The organism is Streptomyces sp. ASQP_92 (assembly GCF_025399895.1).
GTDB lineage: Bacteria > Actinomycetota > Actinomycetes > Streptomycetales > Streptomycetaceae > Streptomyces.
The window spans coordinates 19,058-35,206 of record NZ_JAODUA010000026.1 but is presented as its reverse complement, the minus strand read 5'-3'; the positions used below and the strand labels follow the sequence as shown (position 1 = coordinate 35,206).

17 protein-coding genes and 1 tRNA gene are annotated in these 16,149 nt (G+C 69.9%); 5 read left to right on the top strand and 13 right to left on the bottom strand.

Features of this window, described 5'->3' with window-relative positions:
* Window positions 1–131: 131 nt before the first annotated feature.
* Both chpH and N4G70_RS33340 read right to left on the bottom strand, forming a co-directional pair.
* Window positions 132–365, bottom strand: coding sequence for a chaplin ChpH (chpH, locus tag N4G70_RS33345; protein ID WP_120724900.1), 234 nt, complete (start codon window positions 363–365; stop codon window positions 132–134).
* A 199-nt stretch (window positions 366–564) separates the two neighbouring features.
* Window positions 565–1,896, bottom strand: a complete 1,332-nt coding sequence (locus N4G70_RS33340; RefSeq protein ID WP_120724898.1) for a M20/M25/M40 family metallo-hydrolase — start codon at window positions 1,894–1,896, stop codon at window positions 565–567.
* A 186-nt stretch (window positions 1,897–2,082) separates the two neighbouring features.
* On the opposite strand from N4G70_RS33340, the gene N4G70_RS33335 reads away from it, so the two are divergent.
* Window positions 2,083–2,170, top strand: a tRNA-Leu gene (locus N4G70_RS33335).
* 265 nt (window positions 2,171–2,435) lie between these two features.
* On the opposite strand, the gene N4G70_RS33330 is transcribed toward N4G70_RS33335, so the two are convergent.
* From N4G70_RS33330 to N4G70_RS33300, 7 genes are all read right to left on the bottom strand, one after another.
* Entirely contained in the window at window positions 2,436–2,627 is a 192-nt protein-coding gene (locus N4G70_RS33330) for a hypothetical protein (RefSeq protein WP_261716521.1), read from the bottom strand.
* The gene (locus tag N4G70_RS33325; RefSeq protein ID WP_261716520.1) at window positions 2,624–2,827 is read right to left on the bottom strand and encodes a hypothetical protein; all 204 of its coding nucleotides are present in this window, start codon (window positions 2,825–2,827) and stop codon (window positions 2,624–2,626) included. The genes N4G70_RS33330 and N4G70_RS33325 overlap by 4 nt, the downstream gene beginning before the upstream one ends.
* A gap of 229 nt (window positions 2,828–3,056) precedes the next feature.
* A complete protein-coding gene (locus N4G70_RS33320; protein WP_261716519.1) occupies window positions 3,057–3,272 on the bottom strand; it encodes a hypothetical protein in 216 nt (71 codons plus the stop codon).
* A 90-nt stretch (window positions 3,273–3,362) separates the two neighbouring features.
* Window positions 3,363–4,196, bottom strand: coding sequence for a helix-turn-helix transcriptional regulator (locus tag N4G70_RS33315; protein ID WP_261716518.1), 834 nt, complete (start codon window positions 4,194–4,196; stop codon window positions 3,363–3,365).
* On the bottom strand, window positions 4,186–4,710 hold the full coding sequence (locus N4G70_RS33310) for a DUF6879 family protein (protein WP_261716517.1): 525 nt from the start codon (window positions 4,708–4,710) through the stop codon (window positions 4,186–4,188). The genes N4G70_RS33315 and N4G70_RS33310 overlap by 11 nt, the downstream gene beginning before the upstream one ends.
* On the bottom strand, window positions 4,694–4,903 hold the full coding sequence (locus N4G70_RS33305) for a hypothetical protein (protein WP_261716516.1): 210 nt from the start codon (window positions 4,901–4,903) through the stop codon (window positions 4,694–4,696). Before N4G70_RS33305 ends, N4G70_RS33310 begins: the two co-directional genes overlap by 17 nt.
* A gap of 463 nt (window positions 4,904–5,366) precedes the next feature.
* Complete coding sequence (locus N4G70_RS33300) at window positions 5,367–6,893, bottom strand: beta-ketoacyl synthase (protein WP_261716515.1); 1,527 nt, start codon at window positions 6,891–6,893, stop codon at window positions 5,367–5,369.
* 198 nt (window positions 6,894–7,091) lie between these two features.
* On the opposite strand from N4G70_RS33300, the gene N4G70_RS33295 reads away from it, so the two are divergent.
* From N4G70_RS33295 to N4G70_RS33280, 4 genes are all read left to right on the top strand, one after another.
* Window positions 7,092–8,042 carry a pseudouridine synthase gene (locus tag N4G70_RS33295; protein ID WP_261716514.1) on the top strand — a complete coding sequence of 317 codons (951 nt, stop codon included), beginning with the start codon at window positions 7,092–7,094 and terminating at the stop codon, window positions 8,040–8,042.
* A 70-nt stretch (window positions 8,043–8,112) separates the two neighbouring features.
* A complete protein-coding gene (locus N4G70_RS33290) occupies window positions 8,113–9,060 on the top strand; it encodes an aldo/keto reductase (RefSeq protein WP_261716513.1) in 948 nt (315 codons plus the stop codon).
* Window positions 9,057–9,368 carry an L-rhamnose mutarotase gene (locus N4G70_RS33285; RefSeq protein WP_261716512.1) on the top strand — a complete coding sequence of 104 codons (312 nt, stop codon included), beginning with the start codon at window positions 9,057–9,059 and terminating at the stop codon, window positions 9,366–9,368. Before N4G70_RS33290 ends, N4G70_RS33285 begins: the two co-directional genes overlap by 4 nt.
* Window positions 9,365–10,378 (top strand): amidohydrolase, encoded by a 1,014-nt coding sequence (locus tag N4G70_RS33280; protein ID WP_261716511.1) that lies wholly within the window; start codon window positions 9,365–9,367, stop codon window positions 10,376–10,378. Before N4G70_RS33285 ends, N4G70_RS33280 begins: the two co-directional genes overlap by 4 nt.
* A gap of 578 nt (window positions 10,379–10,956) precedes the next feature.
* Here N4G70_RS33280 and N4G70_RS33275 read toward each other — a convergent pair.
* The 4 genes from N4G70_RS33275 to N4G70_RS33260 form a co-directional block, all read right to left on the bottom strand.
* Window positions 10,957–11,592, bottom strand: a complete 636-nt coding sequence (locus tag N4G70_RS33275; protein WP_261716510.1) for an MBL fold metallo-hydrolase — start codon at window positions 11,590–11,592, stop codon at window positions 10,957–10,959.
* A gap of 82 nt (window positions 11,593–11,674) precedes the next feature.
* Window positions 11,675–12,763 carry an S-(hydroxymethyl)mycothiol dehydrogenase gene (locus tag N4G70_RS33270; RefSeq protein WP_261716509.1) on the bottom strand — a complete coding sequence of 363 codons (1,089 nt, stop codon included), beginning with the start codon at window positions 12,761–12,763 and terminating at the stop codon, window positions 11,675–11,677.
* Between the two features lie 50 nt (window positions 12,764–12,813).
* The gene (locus N4G70_RS33265; RefSeq protein ID WP_261716508.1) at window positions 12,814–14,457 is read right to left on the bottom strand and encodes an amidohydrolase; all 1,644 of its coding nucleotides are present in this window, start codon (window positions 14,455–14,457) and stop codon (window positions 12,814–12,816) included.
* Between the two features lie 84 nt (window positions 14,458–14,541).
* Complete coding sequence (locus N4G70_RS33260; RefSeq protein WP_261716507.1) at window positions 14,542–16,047, bottom strand: APC family permease; 1,506 nt, start codon at window positions 16,045–16,047, stop codon at window positions 14,542–14,544.
* Window positions 16,048–16,149 lie beyond the last annotated feature (102 nt).

Genomic DNA, 16,149 nt, shown 5'->3' with positions numbered 1-16,149 from the left:
TCCCTGCCTTCTGCCTTCCGGAAAGCCCGGATGCGCCGTTGCGCCCGGACTGAAATGCCCGGCGGCCCCGGAGTGCATGGCGCGCACTCCGGGGCCGCCCGGCTCAGACCCTCACGGGGTGAGGCACAACGTCACTTGTTGACGCAGGTGTTGCCGAAGGCGGGGTTCAGCAGCCCGATCACGGAGACCGTGTTGCCGCACACGTTCACCGGCACGTGCACGGGGACCTGGACGACATTGCCGGACAGAACACCCGGGGAGTGCACAGCGGCACCCTGGGCACCCGCATCGGCGACAGCCAGACCCGCACCCGCGAGAACCAGACCACCAGTGACAGCCGCAGCAGCGACGACCTTCTTGATCATTACTTCCTCCTTGTTGGCATATGTGCGATCTCAGCCTCGGACCGCACACCCTGTAACGAGGGGGAAGTTATGGGGCTACGAGCATATGAGTACATTCACTCTTTTCAGTCCGCCCCGTACGTTCAAACGATTAACGGAATGTCGCGGTCGCACACGCCGATACGGGAGGCCCTTGCCGGGCTCAGGGGGCTCAGGGGGCTCAGGAGGCGTCGATGAACCGGTCCAGGACCCGTACGCCGAACTTCAGACCGTCGACCGGCACCCGCTCGTCCACGCCGTGGAACATCCCGGCGAAGTCCAGCTCCGGCGGCAGCTTCAGCGGCGCGAAGCCGAAGCCGCGGATGCCGAGGTCGTCGAACGACTTGGCGTCGGTGCCGGCCGAGAGCATGTACGGCACGGCGCGGGCGATCGGGTCCTCGGCCTGGAGCGCGGTCTGCATCGCGTCGACCAGGGCACCGTCGAACGTCGTCTCCAGGGCCTTGTCCGCGTGCACGTCCTCGCGCCGCACCCGCGGCCCCAGGATCCGGTCCAGGTCGGCGAGGAACTCCTCCTCGTATCCCGGCAGGAAGCGCCCGTCGACGTGCGCGGTGGCCTGGCCGGGAATGACGTTGACCTTGTAACCGGCGCCGAGCTGGGTCGGGTTGGCGGTGTTCTGGAGGGAGGCGCCGATGAGCTTGGCGATGCCGCCGAGCTTGGCCAGCGTGTCGTCCATGTTCTCGGGGTCGAGCTCGGTGCCGAGCGCGTCCGAGAGCTCGTCGAGGAAGTGCCGCAGCGTCTTGGTCACCCGCACCGGGAACTTGTGCCGCCCGAGCCGCGCCACGGCCTCGGACAGCTCGGTGATGGCGTTGTCCTTGTGGATCATCGAGCCGTGCCCGGCGGTGCCGTCCACGGTCAGCTTCATCCAGTGCATGCCCTTCTGGGCCGTCTCCACCAGGTACAGCCGCAGCTTCTCGTTGACGGTGAACGAGAAACCGCCGACCTCACTGATCGCCTCGGTGACGCCCTCGAAGAGCTCGGGGTGCTTGTCCACCAGGAAGCGTGCCCCATAGGTGCCGCCGGCCTCCTCGTCGGCCAGGAAGGCGAGCACGATGTCGCGCGGGGGCTTGCGGCCGCTGCGCAGCCGGTCGCGCACGACCGCCAGGGTCATCGCGTCCATGTCCTTCATGTCGACGGCGCCGCGGCCCCAGACACACCCGTCGGCGATCTCGCCGGCGAAGGGGTCGTGGGTCCAGTCGTCGGCGTTGGCCGGTACGACGTCGGTGTGACCGTGGATGAGCAGCGCGGGCCGCGAGGGATCCTCGCCCGCGATCCGGGCCACCGTGGAGGCCCGGCCCTTGTGCGACTCGAAGATCTTCGGCTCCAGGCCGACCTCGGCGAGCTTCTCCGCGACGTACTCCGCGGCCGCGCGCTCGCCGGGGCCGGAGTGGTCGCCGTAGTTGCTGGTGTCGATCCTGATGAGATCGCGACAGAGGTCGACGACCTCGTCCTCACCGGTCACGCCGCCGGTCCGGGTCGTGCTCGACTCGCTCACGCTGCTTCCTCCCGCTGTCGCTCCGTGTGGTCCGCCTCCATCCTCCCCCGCGCCCCCTCCCCACCCAAGGGCGGCTTCCCGCCGTCACTCGGAGTTCATGCAGGCCAGGGGGGTGATCGAGCACCCCCGGATGTTTGCTATTGTTTTCCACGTCGGAACGGGCACGGCCCGCGAGACAGACACCTTGTCCGGGTGGCGGAATGGCAGACGCGCTAGCTTGAGGTGCTAGTGCCCTTTATCGGGCGTGGGGGTTCAAGTCCCCCCTCGGACACCAGCGAGAACCCCAGTTGACCTGGGGTTTTCTGCGTTTCTGGGTGCGGCGTGACCAACCACGTGACCGACAGCCCGGAGAGTTGCTGGTCAGACCAGGGATGCGAGGCCGAGTCGCCCCGCACCCCAGCGTGAGCACCATGGGGAGCATCCGAACATGGTGAGCCTCTCCGAGAAGCGACGGGAGAAGCCCGATTCCCCTCACGCTGCGCAGCGGCCGACGGAGCCGTTCCGTGAGAAAAGTGGGAGCACCAATCTGAGCGGGAGTATCAGAGGGGGCCCCGATAGGCGTCCGGGATGCACATGCACGTCCAGTGGTCCCATGCGCCCCCATTCGCCATGTCGATGAGCACGCAGTTGCGGACGCCGTAGCACTTCGGGCAGTGGAGTGAGCCCCCGATGTACGCCTTATCGAAGAACTCCACGATGTCCGCGTAGCGCGGATCAACCCATTCGGTCACGGCTCACGATGGTCGAGGAAACGGATGATGACTCCCCGACGCCGGGCCTCGGCCATGAACGCGTAGGGGCCCAGCCCTCGGGCGCCGGTTGTGATCGTCGCCCCGTTCTCCGCAGCCACGCTCATGGCCAACCGGTACAACGAGGCCAGTGCTTCGTCCGGACTCAGCTCCTGGGGCGTGTACGCCGCATCCTGGCTCACGAGCGGTCGATGGTGTCGAGACTGCCGACCCGAATGATCTCAGCGAGCCTTTCCGCCACGGTCGCGGGCAACTGACCCACATCGACCCACGCCGTTCCCCTGCGGGACACCACGGGCCGCAAGTGGGACACCCGCGTCTGTCCCGCCCCCATGTCGGACAGAGCAGCTGTGAGAGCGTCCGTGGCATCCTGAGCGCGATCCCACGCCCCGCGCCACTCCTGCATGTCCATCACCGCTGCCTCCGCCTCGCATGCGGGTGGTTCCGCACCTCCGCCGCAGCGTCGTATGCGTCACTCCACCTCTTGGCCGTCTTGGCCTCCTCCAACTCCCTCACGAGTGCCGCGCAGACTCCGCAGCCGTCGGCCGGAGTGCAGTCGTAGAGATAGGCCTCCACCGCCCCGGCCAACTCCACCGGTGGTTGCGGATAATTGAGCGGACTAGTCATGGCTTCCTCTCGTCGGCGTCTTTGGCGCCCGACAAGTGTCGACCCGATGCTGCATGGAACTCGCACTTATTGGCGTTGTGAGGTAAATGATCACGCGCGGCAGTCTGCGGCCCACCGGCCGAGCAAAGCTCTGACTTCGTCGCCGAACAATGCATAACGCTCATACGTGCGGAAAACTTCGAGGTGTTCCGCAATATCCCTGGCGTCCTGAAAAACGATACGGCCGGTGAATGTCTCGACAGTCACTAGCCGTTGGTCATAGACGGTGAAGGTGTTCATGGGCCCACGACCCACAACCGTCCCTGTAGGGATGACCCCGACACGCACATTGGACAGGTGGGAAATTGAGGCGAGCCGATCCATCTGGACGGCCATGGCTACAGGCGGGACAACGGCCCACCTGACAGCTTGTTCTGTCAGCAGGAACGTGAAATGTTTCGTGCTTTCGTAGAGGACTGCTTGCCGTTCCAGCTTCCTAGCGACCGTCTTGGTTGTGTCCACTGGAGAGTTGCTGAGGCTGGACCTGATGTATTCAGGTGTGGCGAGGAGCCCCGTCACCATTGCAGGCAGGAAGTAGCGGAGCGTCGAGGCTTCCCCTTCAAGGCTGGCCAGCTCTGCTTGTCGCTTCTCCAGCCCTCTTCGCCACGACGCCCGCTTACCTTGCCACTCTGTATGAGCTAGCCGCGCCAGGGCAGTAACTTCGGCCAAGAGTGCCGGAGGCGCATCGAGGGCTCTAAGAATCAACTCAACATCAACAAGACCAGGGGTGACTCGACCAGTCTCGATATTGCTCAGCTTGGTCTGAGAAATATTGCAGCGCTGAGCGAGCCAGACTTGAGTACGCCCGGCTCGCTTTCGCATGCTGCGGAGTGTTTCTGCCAGGTCAGCTTTCGACTGGCCTAGCTGGTCAGGGTCAAGCGTCAAGGCCCCTCACGTACTCCTCGAAAGATACTGCGTGCTCCAGGGCGACCCGCTTCCACTCCCGATAGGGGGCCGGATCGCCTTCGTACGCTTCACGATTTATCTGAGTTCCGTCCGGGCGGAAGTTCAGGTGGGCGATGCGGGAATCGTCGAACATCCACCAGTCTCGACCTGAGAGCGGCAACCCGAAGTCGCCGAACGTCACATCCAAGATGCGAATGTCTTCTCCAGCAGAGATGTTTCCGGGGATGCCCCAGGCGAATTGATACAGCTGGTAGTCAGTGAGCGGCTGACGCACGATGCGGACACGTCCGATGTGCTTGCCGGATTCGATGTATCCGCGCACTCGTTCGTGCCAGCGGGCATTGTGGCCGGTGGGCTTGTCCTCACCGTGCAGGAAGCGGGCTACGTTCTCCTGCTCCTTGGGCATGGCGTATGTGGGCTGCGCCTCGAACCGCCACGCTTCGCGCTCGAAGGCGTCGAAGAAGCGGCGCCAGTCGTCACCATCCAAGAGCACGGACGGCCTCCCGCAAAACGTGCTCCGGGATCTCCACCAGTCCCTCGCCCGAGGGCGGAGTGAACGCATCGGACACGTCGCCCTGGACGACGATCGAACCGCCCTTCGCCCGGTAGACGTTCGGACAATCGTCGTCGTCACAGTTGGGTCCGCCGACGTTGCCGGTAAGGCGGGTCAGTTCCTCACGCGCCATGATTCCCCTCCTCGGGCGCAGGGGCGTTCCCTGCCGCCAGGAGGACGGTAGGCCGGGCCCGCATGCCAGGTCTATGGCACTTCGCCAATATTCGCGTTGTCGGGTAGACGATCTTGAGGGCATCCTGACCAGTCAGGTGCGCGTGAGGGTTGGCTACGTGACCAGCGCATGACCAACAGCGGTCCGAAACGCCCGAAACGGCAGGAACGCATGACCAACAGGGGCCGTCAACTCTCTGCCGTGTCGGCCGTGTTCTTGCAGGTCAGCCCTCTAAAGTGCTGGTGCCCGAGCGGAGAGGCACCAGTGAGAACCCCAGTCGGTCTGGGGTTTTCTGCGTTTCTGGGGCGGCGTGGCAACCGAGCCGTCCTCGGCGTACGCACGGCGCACCAGGCGACCTCATGTGCTGCACCTCCGTGCGCCCGCCGACCGGTGGGCCAGTCGGTACGCCGCCATCCCCGTCGGCTCACGCGCGCCGGAAGGCGAGGACCGCGTTGTGGCCGCCGAAGCCGAAGGAGTTGCTCAGGACGATGTCGCCGCAGGGTGGCAGCGGGCGGGGGGTGTCGCGGACGATGTCCAGGCCCAGGGCTTCCTCGGGGTGGTCGCAGCCGACGGTCGGGGGGATCAGGCCGTCCCGCAGGGTGAGGATCGCGGCGACGGCCTCCACCGCGCCCGCCCCGCCCTGGAGGTGGCCCAGGGCTCCCTTGTTCGCGGTGACGGGGATGTCCCGGACGTGGCTGCCGAAGAGCCGGCCGAGTGCGAGGGCCTCGGTGCGGTCGCCTTCGATGGTCGCCGTGGCGTGCGCGTTGACGTGGGCGACGTCGGCGGGTGTCGCCCCGGCGTCCGCGAGGGCGGAGCGCAGCGCGGCCTCGACGCCCCGGCCGCCCGGTTCCGGGGCCGCCATGTGGAAGGCGTCCGCGGACAGTCCCCAGCCGGCCGCCTCGCAGTAGATGCGGGCCCCGCGTGCCCGGGCGTGCTCCTCGTCCTCCAGGACCAGGATGCCGGCGCCCTCGCCCAGGACGAATCCGTCGCGGGCGTCGTCGAAGGGCCTCGACGCGTGTTCGGGCTGGTCGTTGCGTGTCGAGACGGCCCGCATCGCGGCGAACGCGGCGAGGATCTCCGGGGTGATCACCGCTTCGGTGCCGCCCGCGACCACGAGGTCGACCCGTCCGGTGCGGATGGCGTCGATGGCCTGCCCGATCGCCTCGGTTCCCGAGGCACAGGCGGACACGAAGGTCCGGGCCTCGCCGCGGATGTCCAGGTCCTTGGATATCTGGGCGGCCGAGGCGGACGGCACGGTCATGGGGGTGGTGTACGGGGAAATGGCTCGCGGCCCGCGTTCGATGAGCGTGAGCCGGCTCTCGACCATGACCGGCGCACCGCCGATGATCGTGCCCATGGAGACTCCGGTACGGGTCGGGCGCAGCCCGCTGGCCACGGTCCCGGCGGGGTCGAGTCCCGCGTCCAGCCAGGCCTCGCGGGCCGCGACCAGGGCGAACTGGGCCGAGCGGTTCATCCGCCGCGCCATCGGCCTCGGCAGCAGCTCCGCGGGGTCGACGGCGGCGCGGGCCGCGAGGCGTACCGGAAGCCCGTCGAAGCCCGGGCCCTCCATCACCGAGATCCCGCAGCGGCCTTCGAGCAGGCCGTGCCACAGCTCGGGCACATCGCCGCCGAGCGGGCTCACCGCGCCGAGGCCGGTCACCACCACCCGGCGGCGCTCGGGGACGGCCGGACTCACCGGGTCAGGGATTTCGGCCGGGTCCACCCGCGTGGTGCGGACCACCTGACGTTCGTAGCGCGGCAGTACGCGTTCCAGGTCGGGGCCGCCGGTCATCGGGCGCAGTTGCAGCCGCGTCCTGGTCTCGGTCGCGGGCGCGGTGCGCACCACCACCAGCCAGGGGCCGTCCGGATCCGTGGCGATGACGTCCCCGGGCACGAGCTCGCCCGTGGTGAGCAGACAGCACTTGCCGCCCATGACCGACTCTTCGCTCATCGTGAACCTTTGCCTCATTCGCGACGGATTCGAAACATTACGGGGTTAATCCCCTCTGGCAGCATGCCTCCGGAGCGGGAAGAAAGCAGGCCAGGGAGTTTCGTCCCGCCCTCGAAAAGTGCGCGGGGCGTCCCGAGACACCGGGGCTGACCTGGGCTTCTCTTGCCTCCGGTGGGTGCGGTGGGGTTCTCTGGTTCCGTGAGACGCAGATCCAGGACCCCGGCCGCCCCGCTCGCACAGCGCGACGGCATCGATCCGGTACGTGTGCGGCTGCCCGCCGACCCGGAGGGGACCTGGGTGACGATCGGTGACCATCTCCTGGGCCGGTTCGCGGGGGCGATCGGCGCCGAGCGGGTGGAGGCGATGCTGCGCGAGGGACGCTTCGTCGGCTCCGAGGGGGCGTTGAGCGGGGCGGAGGCGTACCGGGCGGGGGCGTTCGTCTGGTTCCACCGGGACTTCGCGCCGGAGGTGCCGGTGCCGTTCGAGGTGGGCGTCGTGTACCGGGACGAGCGCATCGTGATCGCGGACAAGCCGCACTTCCTGGCCGTCACCCCGCGCGGCCGGCACATCACCGAGACGGCGCTGGCCCGGCTGCGGCGCGACCTCGGCCTGCCCGCACTCCAGCCGGCCCACCGCCTCGACCGCCTGACGGCCGGCCTGGCCCTGTTCGTGGTGCGGCCCGAGGACCGGGGTGCCTACCAGAATCTGTTCAGCGGGCGCCGGGTGCGCAAGGAGTACGAGGCGGTGGCCGCGTACGACCCTGGCGTGGGGCTGCCCGTGACCGTGCGGAGCCGGATCGTGAAGGAGCGCGGGGTCATCGCCGCCCGCGAGGAAGCGGGCGAGCCCAACGCCGAGAGCCGGATCGAGCTGGCCGAACGGCGTGGCGCCCTCGGCCGCTACCGTCTGCTGCCCACGACCGGCCGTACCCACCAACTACGGGTCCATATGCACCGGCTCGGCCTGCCGATCCTCCACGATCCGGTGTATCCGGTGGTCCTGCCGGAGCCCGAGCCGGAGGTCTTCGAGCGGCCCCTGCAACTGCTCGCTAAGGCCCTCGAGTTCACCGATCCGGTGGACGGCCGGGCGCACAGGTTCGAGAGCCGGCTCCGGCTCGCGGAGTGGCCCGACCCTCAGACATCGGATCAATAGGGGCTTCCTGTACGGAAATTGGGGCCTGAGGGGTGCCTGAACCCCGCAAAGGTCTGATAAATATGCGGGCATGCGTGCTACCTCGCTGGGCGCGAGTCACTGCCTCGTGACCGCTCTGTCCCTGGGCGGCGCCGCCCTCGGCAACCTCTTCTCGCCGCTGTCCGACGCGACGGCCTGGGGTGCGGTCGACGCCGCCTGGGACGCGGGCATCCGCTCCTTCGACACCGCCCCGCACTACGGCCTCGGCCTCTCGGAGCGCCGGATGGGGCGGGCGCTGCGCGAACGGCCCCGGGATGCGTACACGCTCTCCACCAAGGTGGGCAGGATCCTTGAGCCCCGGGACGGCGGCGGCGGCGACGACCTCGCCGCCGGCTTCGCCGTCCCCGCCACCCACCGGCGCCGCTGGGACTTCAGCGCGGACGGGGTGCGCCGGAGCATCGAGTCCAGTCTGGAACGCCTCGGGCTCGACCGGGTCGACATCGTCTATCTGCACGACCCGGACGACCACGCCGAACAGGCGCTGCGCGAGGCGTACCCCGCACTCGAACGGCTGCGCTCGGAGGGCGTCGTACGGGCCATAGGCGCGGGCATGAACCGGACGGCGCTGCTGACGCGGTTCCTGCGCGAGACGGACGTGGACGCCGTGCTGTGCGCGGGGCGCTACTCGCTCCTCGACCAGGAAGCGGCCGACGAACTGCTGCCGGAGGCCGCCGCGCGCGGCAGGAGCGTGGTGGTCGGCGGGGTCTTCAACTCGGGCCTGCTCGCCGACCCCCGCCCCGGCGCGACCTACGACTACGCGGCCGCTCCCCCGGAGCTCGTGGAGCGGGCGCTGAGGATCAAGGCGGTCTGCGCGGCCCACGGCGTCCCGCTGCGGGCGGCCGCGCTGGCCTTTCCGCTGCGGCATCCCGCGGTGGCCGGCGTCCTGGTCGGCGCGCGCTCGCCCGCCGAAGTCATCGACGCCGCCGCCCAGTTCGAGACGTCCATACCCGACGCGCTCTGGGAGGAGCTGGGTCTGTGAGGGTGGCACTGCACACCCGGGTCCGGGCCGACCGGATCGAGGAGTACGAGGCCGCGCACCGCGAGGTGCCCCCGGAACTCACCGCCGCCATCAGGGCCGCCGGGGCCACCTCATGGACGATCTGGCGCAGCGGGACCGAGTTGTTCCACGTGATCGAATGCACGGATTACGCACGGTTGCTGAGCGAATTGGCGGACCTGCCGGTGAACGCGGCGTGGCAGGTTCGTATGAGCGAACTGCTCGATGTCGTGCACGACTATTCGGGCGAGGGGGCGGGGGCGGGGCTTCCGGTGGTGTGGGAGCTGTGAGCCCCGCCGAGGTCGCCGTGGCCGACGTGTCCGACGTGTCCGACGTGGCCGCCGACGTCTCCGAAGTCGCAGAGGCCGTCGAAGTCGCGGAAGCCGTCGAACTCGCGGAGGCCGTCGATGCGCATCACCATGTGTGGGAGCTCGGGGTGCGTGATCAGGACTGGATCAACGGCCCCGAACTCGCCCCGCTGCGACGGGACTTCACGCTCGACGACCTGCGGACCGAGGCGAGGGCCGCCGGTGTCGGGGCGACCGTGCTCGTGCAGACCGTGACCGTGGCGGAGGAGACCCCCGAACTCCTGGCCCTCGCGGACGGCAGCGATCTCGTGGCGGGGGTCGTCGGCTGGACCGACCTCACCGCGCCGGGCGTCGCCGACGAGCTGGCCCGGCTCCGGGAGCTTCCCGGCGGCGACCGCCTGGTCGGGATCCGGCACCAGGTGCAGGGCGAGCGGGACCCCTCGTGGCTGCTGCGTCCCGATGTGGCGCGGGGGCTGGGGGCCGTGGCGGACGCGGGGCTCGTCTACGACCTGGTGGTCCTCCCCGGTCAGCTGCCCGCGTGCGTCCGGGCCGCCGCGCTCCATCCCGGACTCACCCTCGTCCTCGACCACTTGGGGAAGCCGCCGATCGCCTCGGGGGCCCTTGAGCCCTGGGCCTCGGACGTGCGCGCGCTTGCGGCGCTGCCGAACACGGTGTGCAAGCTGTCCGGGATGGTGACGGAGGCGTCCTGGACGCGCTGGACGCTCGCGGATCTTCGGCCGTACGCGGAGGTGGTGCTGGACGCGTTCGGGCCTGGGCGGGTGATGTGGGGGTCGGACTGGCCCGTGTGCCGGCTGGCGGCGTCGTACGAGGGGGTGTTGGGGGCGGGGCGGGGGTTGGTGGCGGGGTTGGGGGTGGGTGAGCGGCGGGCGGTGTTCGGGGGGACGGCTCGGGGGGTGTACGGGTTGTCGCCTTCGGCGGGGGTTGCCCCTCCCCGCCCCTCCCCGAAACCCTCCGGGGGTGTGGGCGGCTGAGGTGGACTTCCTGAGGCTCCGCCCCAGGCCCCGGGCACCTTCGCCCACCCACCCGCCCGTGCAGCGGGGTTGGTCGGTTCCGGGCCCTCTGGGGCTCCGCCCCAGACCCCGAGGCGCCTCGCCCACCCACCCGCCCGTGCAGCGGGTTGGTTCGTTCCGGCCCTCCTGGGGCTCCGCCCCAGACCCCGTTCGCGCCTTAAGGGCGCTCGTCCTCAAACGCCGGACGGGCTGAGGTTGCCCGATGCGGGCCAGCACCAGTACCGCTAAGGGGCGCGGGGAACTGCGCGAGAAGCGACCACGGCGCGAGGCGGACATAGGGTTTTGGGGGCGCGGGGAACTGCGCGACCAGCCCACCACAACCCGAGGACGAAAACGACCCCAAGGGGCGCGGGGAACTGCGCAAGACGTACCCCCCCCCCCCTCAGCCGAGGCACCCACCCCCCTCCCCCGCCCGAAGGGCGGCCCCGCACCCGGCCCGAAGGCCAGAGGGGGGCCACCCGGCGGACCAAAGGAAAGCCGGCCGGAACGGCAAGAGGACCCCCCGCCCCCGGGACGCAACCGCACCGCCCAGGGACGCGTCAGTGCCCCCGAGCCACCCACCCCTCCAAACCCCCCGCCTCCGCGCCGATCGTCGTCCCGTCCCCATGCCCCGTGAGGACCACCGTCTCTCCCGGCAGCGTCAGCAACCGCTCCCTGATCGAGTCGATGATCGTCGGGAAGTGGGAGAACGAGCGGCCCGTCGCTCCCGGGCCCCCCGCGAACAGGGTGTCGCCCGTGAAGACCGTGCCGAGGGCCGGGGCGTGGAGGCAGACCGCGCCGGGGGCGTGGCCGGGGGTGTGCAGGACCTTCAGGACCACGTCCGCGACCAACACGGCCTCGCCGTCGGCGAGTTCACCGTCGAGAAGCCGGTCCGGATGGGTCAGCTTCCACAGCGGGAGGTCCGCCGGGTGGAGGAGGATCGGCGCACCCGTCGCCTCCGCAAGCGCCGGCGCCGCGTCGATGTGGTCGTTGTGGGCGTGGGTGCACACGATCGCCCGGAGCGTGCGGCCGCCGAGCGCCGCCAGGATCGCCTCGGCGTCGTGCGCCGCGTCGATGACGACGGCTTCCTCGTCGTCCCCGACGATCCATACGTTGTTGTCGACGTCCCACGTACCGCCGTCGAGAGCGAACGTGCCTGACGTGACCAGATGATCGATACGCGCGCGAACTGACATCAGAAATTCCTCATACGTGTGCGAATGGGCGAAGTCGGAACTCCACCGCCGTCAGAACTCCCCCCACCTGCGCGAGGCGACATCAGAACACCACCACCGAACGCAGCACATCCCCTTCGTGCATCCGCTCGAAGGCCTTCTCGACCTCGTCGAGCGCGATCGTCTCCGTGACGAACGCTCCCAGGTCGATCCGGCCCTGCTGGTGCAGGTCGATCAGCATCGGGAAGTCCCGGGAGGGCAGACAGTCGCCGTACCAGGAGGACTTCAGGGCGCCGCCCCGGCCGAAGACGTCCAGGAGGGGGAGCTCCAGGGTCATCTCGGGGGTCGGCACGCCGACCAGGACGACCGTGCCCGCCAGGTCGCGCGCGTAGAACGCCTGCTTGTACGTCTCGGGGTGGCCCACCGCCTCGATGACGACGTCCGCGCCATGGCCCCCGGTCAGTTCGCGGATCGTCTCGACGGCGTCCTGGGCGCGGGAGTTGACCGTGTGGGTGGCGCCCATGGCCTGGGCCGTCGCCAGTTTGCGGTCGTCGATGTCGACGGCGATGATCCGGGCCGCGCCCGCGAGCCGGGCGCCCACGATCGCCGCGTCGCCGACGCCGCCGCAGCCGATGACCGCGACGGAGTCGCCCCGGCCGACGTTGCCGGTGTTGATGGCCGCGCCGATGCCCGCCATCACCCCGCAGCCGAGCAGACCCGCCACGGCCGGCGAGACCGTCGGGTCGACCTTGGTGCACTGGCCGGCCGCGACCAGGGTCTTCTCGGCGAACGCGCCGATGCCGAGCGCGGGCGACAGCTCGGCCCCTCCGTCGAGGAGCGTCATCTTCTGACGCGCGTTGTGCGTGTTGAAGCAGTACTGCGGACGGCCGCGCAGACAGGCGCGGCAACTTCCGCACACCGCACGCCAGTTGAGGATCACGAAGTCGCCGGGCGCGACGTCGGTGACGCCCTCGCCCACCGACTCCACGATTCCGGAGGCCTCATGGCCGAGCAGGAACGGGAAGTCGTCGTTGATGCCGCCCTGCTTGTAGTGCAGGTCGGTGTGGCAGACGCCGCAGGCCTGGATCTTCACCACCGCCTCGCCGGGGCCCGGGTCGGGCACCACGATGGTCTCCACCCGTAGGGGCTGGTTCTTTCCCGGTGCGATGACCCCTTGGACCTGCTGCGCCATACCGCCACTCCCTGTTCCGTACCGACCGTCGGATGAATCAGGAATACACCCTATGAGGTGGCATCGTGCACCCGTCGGCCGCCGACGTAGGTCGCCAGGACCCGCGTCTCCCCGATCTCCTGCGCGGGCCCCGCGTATGGGTCCCGGTCGAGCACCGCGAGGTCGGCGAGCGCGCCCGCGCGGATCGACCCCGTGTCGTCGAGGTGGTTCACATACGCCGTGCCCGAGGTGTACGCGGCGAAGGCGGCGGTCAGGCCGATGCGCTGCTCCGGCAGGAACACCGGGCCGTTCTCGCCGGGCGCGATCCGGTTGACGGCCGTGTGGATGCCCTGCATCGGGTCGGGGCTGCTCACCGGCCAGTCCGAGCCCGCCGCCACCGTCGCCCCGGAGCGCAGCAGCGCCGCGAACGGGTACTGCCATCCCGCGCGCTCCGCCCCCAGGAAGGGGATGGTCAACTCGTCCATCTGGGGTTCATGAGAGGCCCACAGGGGCTGGATGTTGGCGGTGGCGCCCAGGGCGCGGAAGCGGCCGATGTCATCGGGATGGACGATCTGGAGGTGGGCGAGATGCGGCCGGGTGTCGCTCCAGCCGTTCTTCTCGCGGGCCGCCTGCACCGCGTCGAGCGCCTCGCGCACGGCCCGGTCGCCGAGCGCGTGGAAGTGGGCCTGGAAGCCGAGCGCGTCCAACTCGGAGACGTACGAGCGCAGTTGGGCCGGGTCGACGAAGCTGGTGCCGGTGTTGGCGGTGGCGCAGCCGCAGCTGTCGAGGTAGGGGCCGAGCAGCGCCGCGGTGCCGGTCTCCGCGACCCCGTCCTGCATGATCTTCACGGCGCCCGCGCGGAAGCGGCCCACGCTCAACTCCCGTCGCCGCTCGACCAGTTCGGGTATCTGTTCGGCGCCGCGGTCGCGGTCCCACCACAGGGCGCCGACGACCCGGGCGGTCAGCGAGCCGTCGCGGGCGGCCGTCACATAGGCGTCGGCGGGGTCGTCCATCGAGCCGAAGCGCCCGACGATCGCGTCCTGCCAGGCGGTGATGCCGTACGCGTGCAGATGCGCCTGGGCGCGCAGCAGGGCGGCGAGCCGCTCGGCCGGGGTGGAGCGGGGGGTGAGCCGGCCGACCAGGTCCATGGCGCCCTCCTGGAGCAGCCCGTTGGGCTCGCCCGAGGCGTCGCGTTCGATGCGGCCGTCGGCCGGGTCGGGGGTGTCCCGGGTGATCCCGGCGAGTTCCAGGGCGCGGGAGTTGACCCAGGCGCCGTGGTGGTCCCGGTTGGGGAGGTAGACGGGACGGTCGGGCAGTACGCGGTCGAGCAGTTCGCGCGTGGGGCTGCCCCCTTCGAAGGCCTCCATGGACCAACCGCCGCCGGTGATCCACTCCTGGTCCGGGTGGGCGTCGGCGTAGGCCCGCACGGCGGCCACGGTGTCGGTGGCCGTACGCAGGCCCGTGAGGTCGCAGCGGGCCAGCTCGATGCCCGCGGACACCGGGTGGACATGGGCGTCCTGGAAGCCGGGGATCAGCAACTTGCCGCCCAGGTCGACGACTTCGGTCTTCGGGCCGATCAGTTCGCGCACCTCGTCGTGGCCGACGGCGGTGATCCGGTCCCCGGTGACGGCCACCGTGGTGGCGCGGGAGCGGGCGGCGTCCAGGGTGAGGACCGGACCGCCGGTGAAGACGAGGTCGGCGGGGTCGTGGCGCATGCGCGGATCCATTCTGTGCGGGAGGGGCGAATCGGGTTCGGTCGGTTCGGTACGGGCCCGGTGGCGCCCCGTACTGGCGGTTTTTCAAACGGTTTCGGGAGCGGTGGCGGGCGGGGGCGCCGATTCCGTGGGCGGGGTCGGGCGGCCGGTGACGAAGTAGGGGGACTTCCGCACCCACTTGGCCCAGGCCGCGACGGCGAAGCCGCTGAGCAGCATCGCCGTGGGGCACAGGAGCATGAACCACCCATTGTCGGGGCTGACTTCGAAGTGGTCGGCGGAGGTGTAGAAGGTCCAGGCGAGATAGCCGCCGAGGCCGAGCAGGAACAGCGCGCTCAGGGCCGGGATCACCACCGCCCGCGCGGCCTCGGCCGCCCCCTCACGCAGCGCACCGCGGAAACGGCTCGCGGCGGCCAGCGCCGTCAGCGCGTAGTAGAGCGACACCACGATCCCGATGGCGTTGACGGAGGCCAGGATCAGGTCGCCGATCCTGGGGATCAGCAGCGAGAGGACGGCGATGGCCGCCGCCGCGCAGCCGATCGCGACCGTGCCCGCCGCCGGGGTTCCGTATCGGGGGCTGACCTTGAGCCAGAGCGGGCCGAGTGTGCGGTCGCGGCTCATCGCGAACATGCCGCGCACGGTGGGGATCACGCCGGACTGGAGTGAGGCGACGGCCGAGAAGGTCAGAGCCACCAGGGGGAGGGCGGCGAGCGGCTGGGCGGCGAGCCGGTCGCCGAAGAAGGTGAGGCCCTGGGCGCCGTGGCCGGTCAACTCCTCGACGGAGAGCACCCGTTGGAAGGCGAACGAGCCGAGCAGGAAAAGGCCGAGCATGGTGAACAGGGTGATGAGACCGGCTCTGGAGGCGTCCTCGGGATCCTTGACCTCCTCGTTCACGCTGAAGGTGGACTCGAAGCCCCAGTAACAGAAGACGGAGAGCAGCAGCCCCTGGGCGAGGTCGTGGCCGGAGGGGATGGTGAAGGGGTTCAGCCAGTCGAGGCTGAAGGGGTGGGGGCCCTCGATCAGTCCGTAGCCGCAGAAGCCGAGGAGCACGGCGTACTCGAAGACGAGGAGCCACTTCTGGAGGGTGGCGGCCGAGCGGGTTCCGACGACCGCGGTGAAGGTGACGGCGATCAGGACGACGATGCCGAGGGCGGTGGACTGGGCCGTCGAGTCGGGGTCGAGGCGCAGCCCGCCCACGCTGTCCAGGCGTGCCTCGCCCGCCAGTTGGAGCAGGGCGGAGCCGGTGACGGCCGTGGTGTAGGCGAGGAAGACGACGGTCGAGACGATGCCGATCCAGCCGGTCAGGAAGCCGAGCCAGGGGCTGAGCGACCGGCCCACCCACACATAGCCGCTGCCCATGTTGGGCTCGACCTTGTTGAGCCGGGTGTAGGCGCTCGCGATGCCCAGGATCGGCAGGAACGCGAGGATCATGACGATCGGCAGATGCAGTCCCACGGCGCCCGCGGTGACGCCGAGTCCGATGCCGATGCTGGTGGTGGCCGCCGTGGAGGAGGCGGCGATGGCGACCCCGTCGACGAGGCCGAGGCTCTTGCGCAGAACGGGTGGCGGGCCGCTGCCGTAGGGAGTGCGCACAAGGGGCTCCTTCGCCGAGGGGGGCGCTTCGGCCCCGATGGCGGCACATCGAACTCCGGATGCGGCGGATGCGTCAACGCTGTTGTCATAAGGGCGCCCGGT

Coding starts and splice junctions, on each gene's coding strand:
- chpH (WP_120724900.1), bottom strand. CDS start 365: ATGATCAAGAAGGTCGTCGCTGCTGCGGCTGTCACTGGTGGTCTGGTT.
- N4G70_RS33320 (WP_261716519.1), bottom strand. CDS start 3,272: ATGACTAGTCCGCTCAATTATCCGCAACCACCGGTGGAGTTGGCCGGG.
- N4G70_RS33305 (WP_261716516.1), bottom strand. CDS start 4,903: ATGGCGCGTGAGGAACTGACCCGCCTTACCGGCAACGTCGGCGGACCC.
- N4G70_RS33300 (WP_261716515.1), bottom strand. CDS start 6,893: ATGAGCGAAGAGTCGGTCATGGGCGGCAAGTGCTGTCTGCTCACCACG.
- N4G70_RS33290 (WP_261716513.1), top strand. CDS start 8,113: ATGCGTGCTACCTCGCTGGGCGCGAGTCACTGCCTCGTGACCGCTCTG.
- N4G70_RS33275 (WP_261716510.1), bottom strand. CDS start 11,592: ATGTCAGTTCGCGCGCGTATCGATCATCTGGTCACGTCAGGCACGTTC.
- N4G70_RS33270 (WP_261716509.1), bottom strand. CDS start 12,763: ATGGCGCAGCAGGTCCAAGGGGTCATCGCACCGGGAAAGAACCAGCCC.
- N4G70_RS33265 (WP_261716508.1), bottom strand. CDS start 14,457: ATGCGCCACGACCCCGCCGACCTCGTCTTCACCGGCGGTCCGGTCCTC.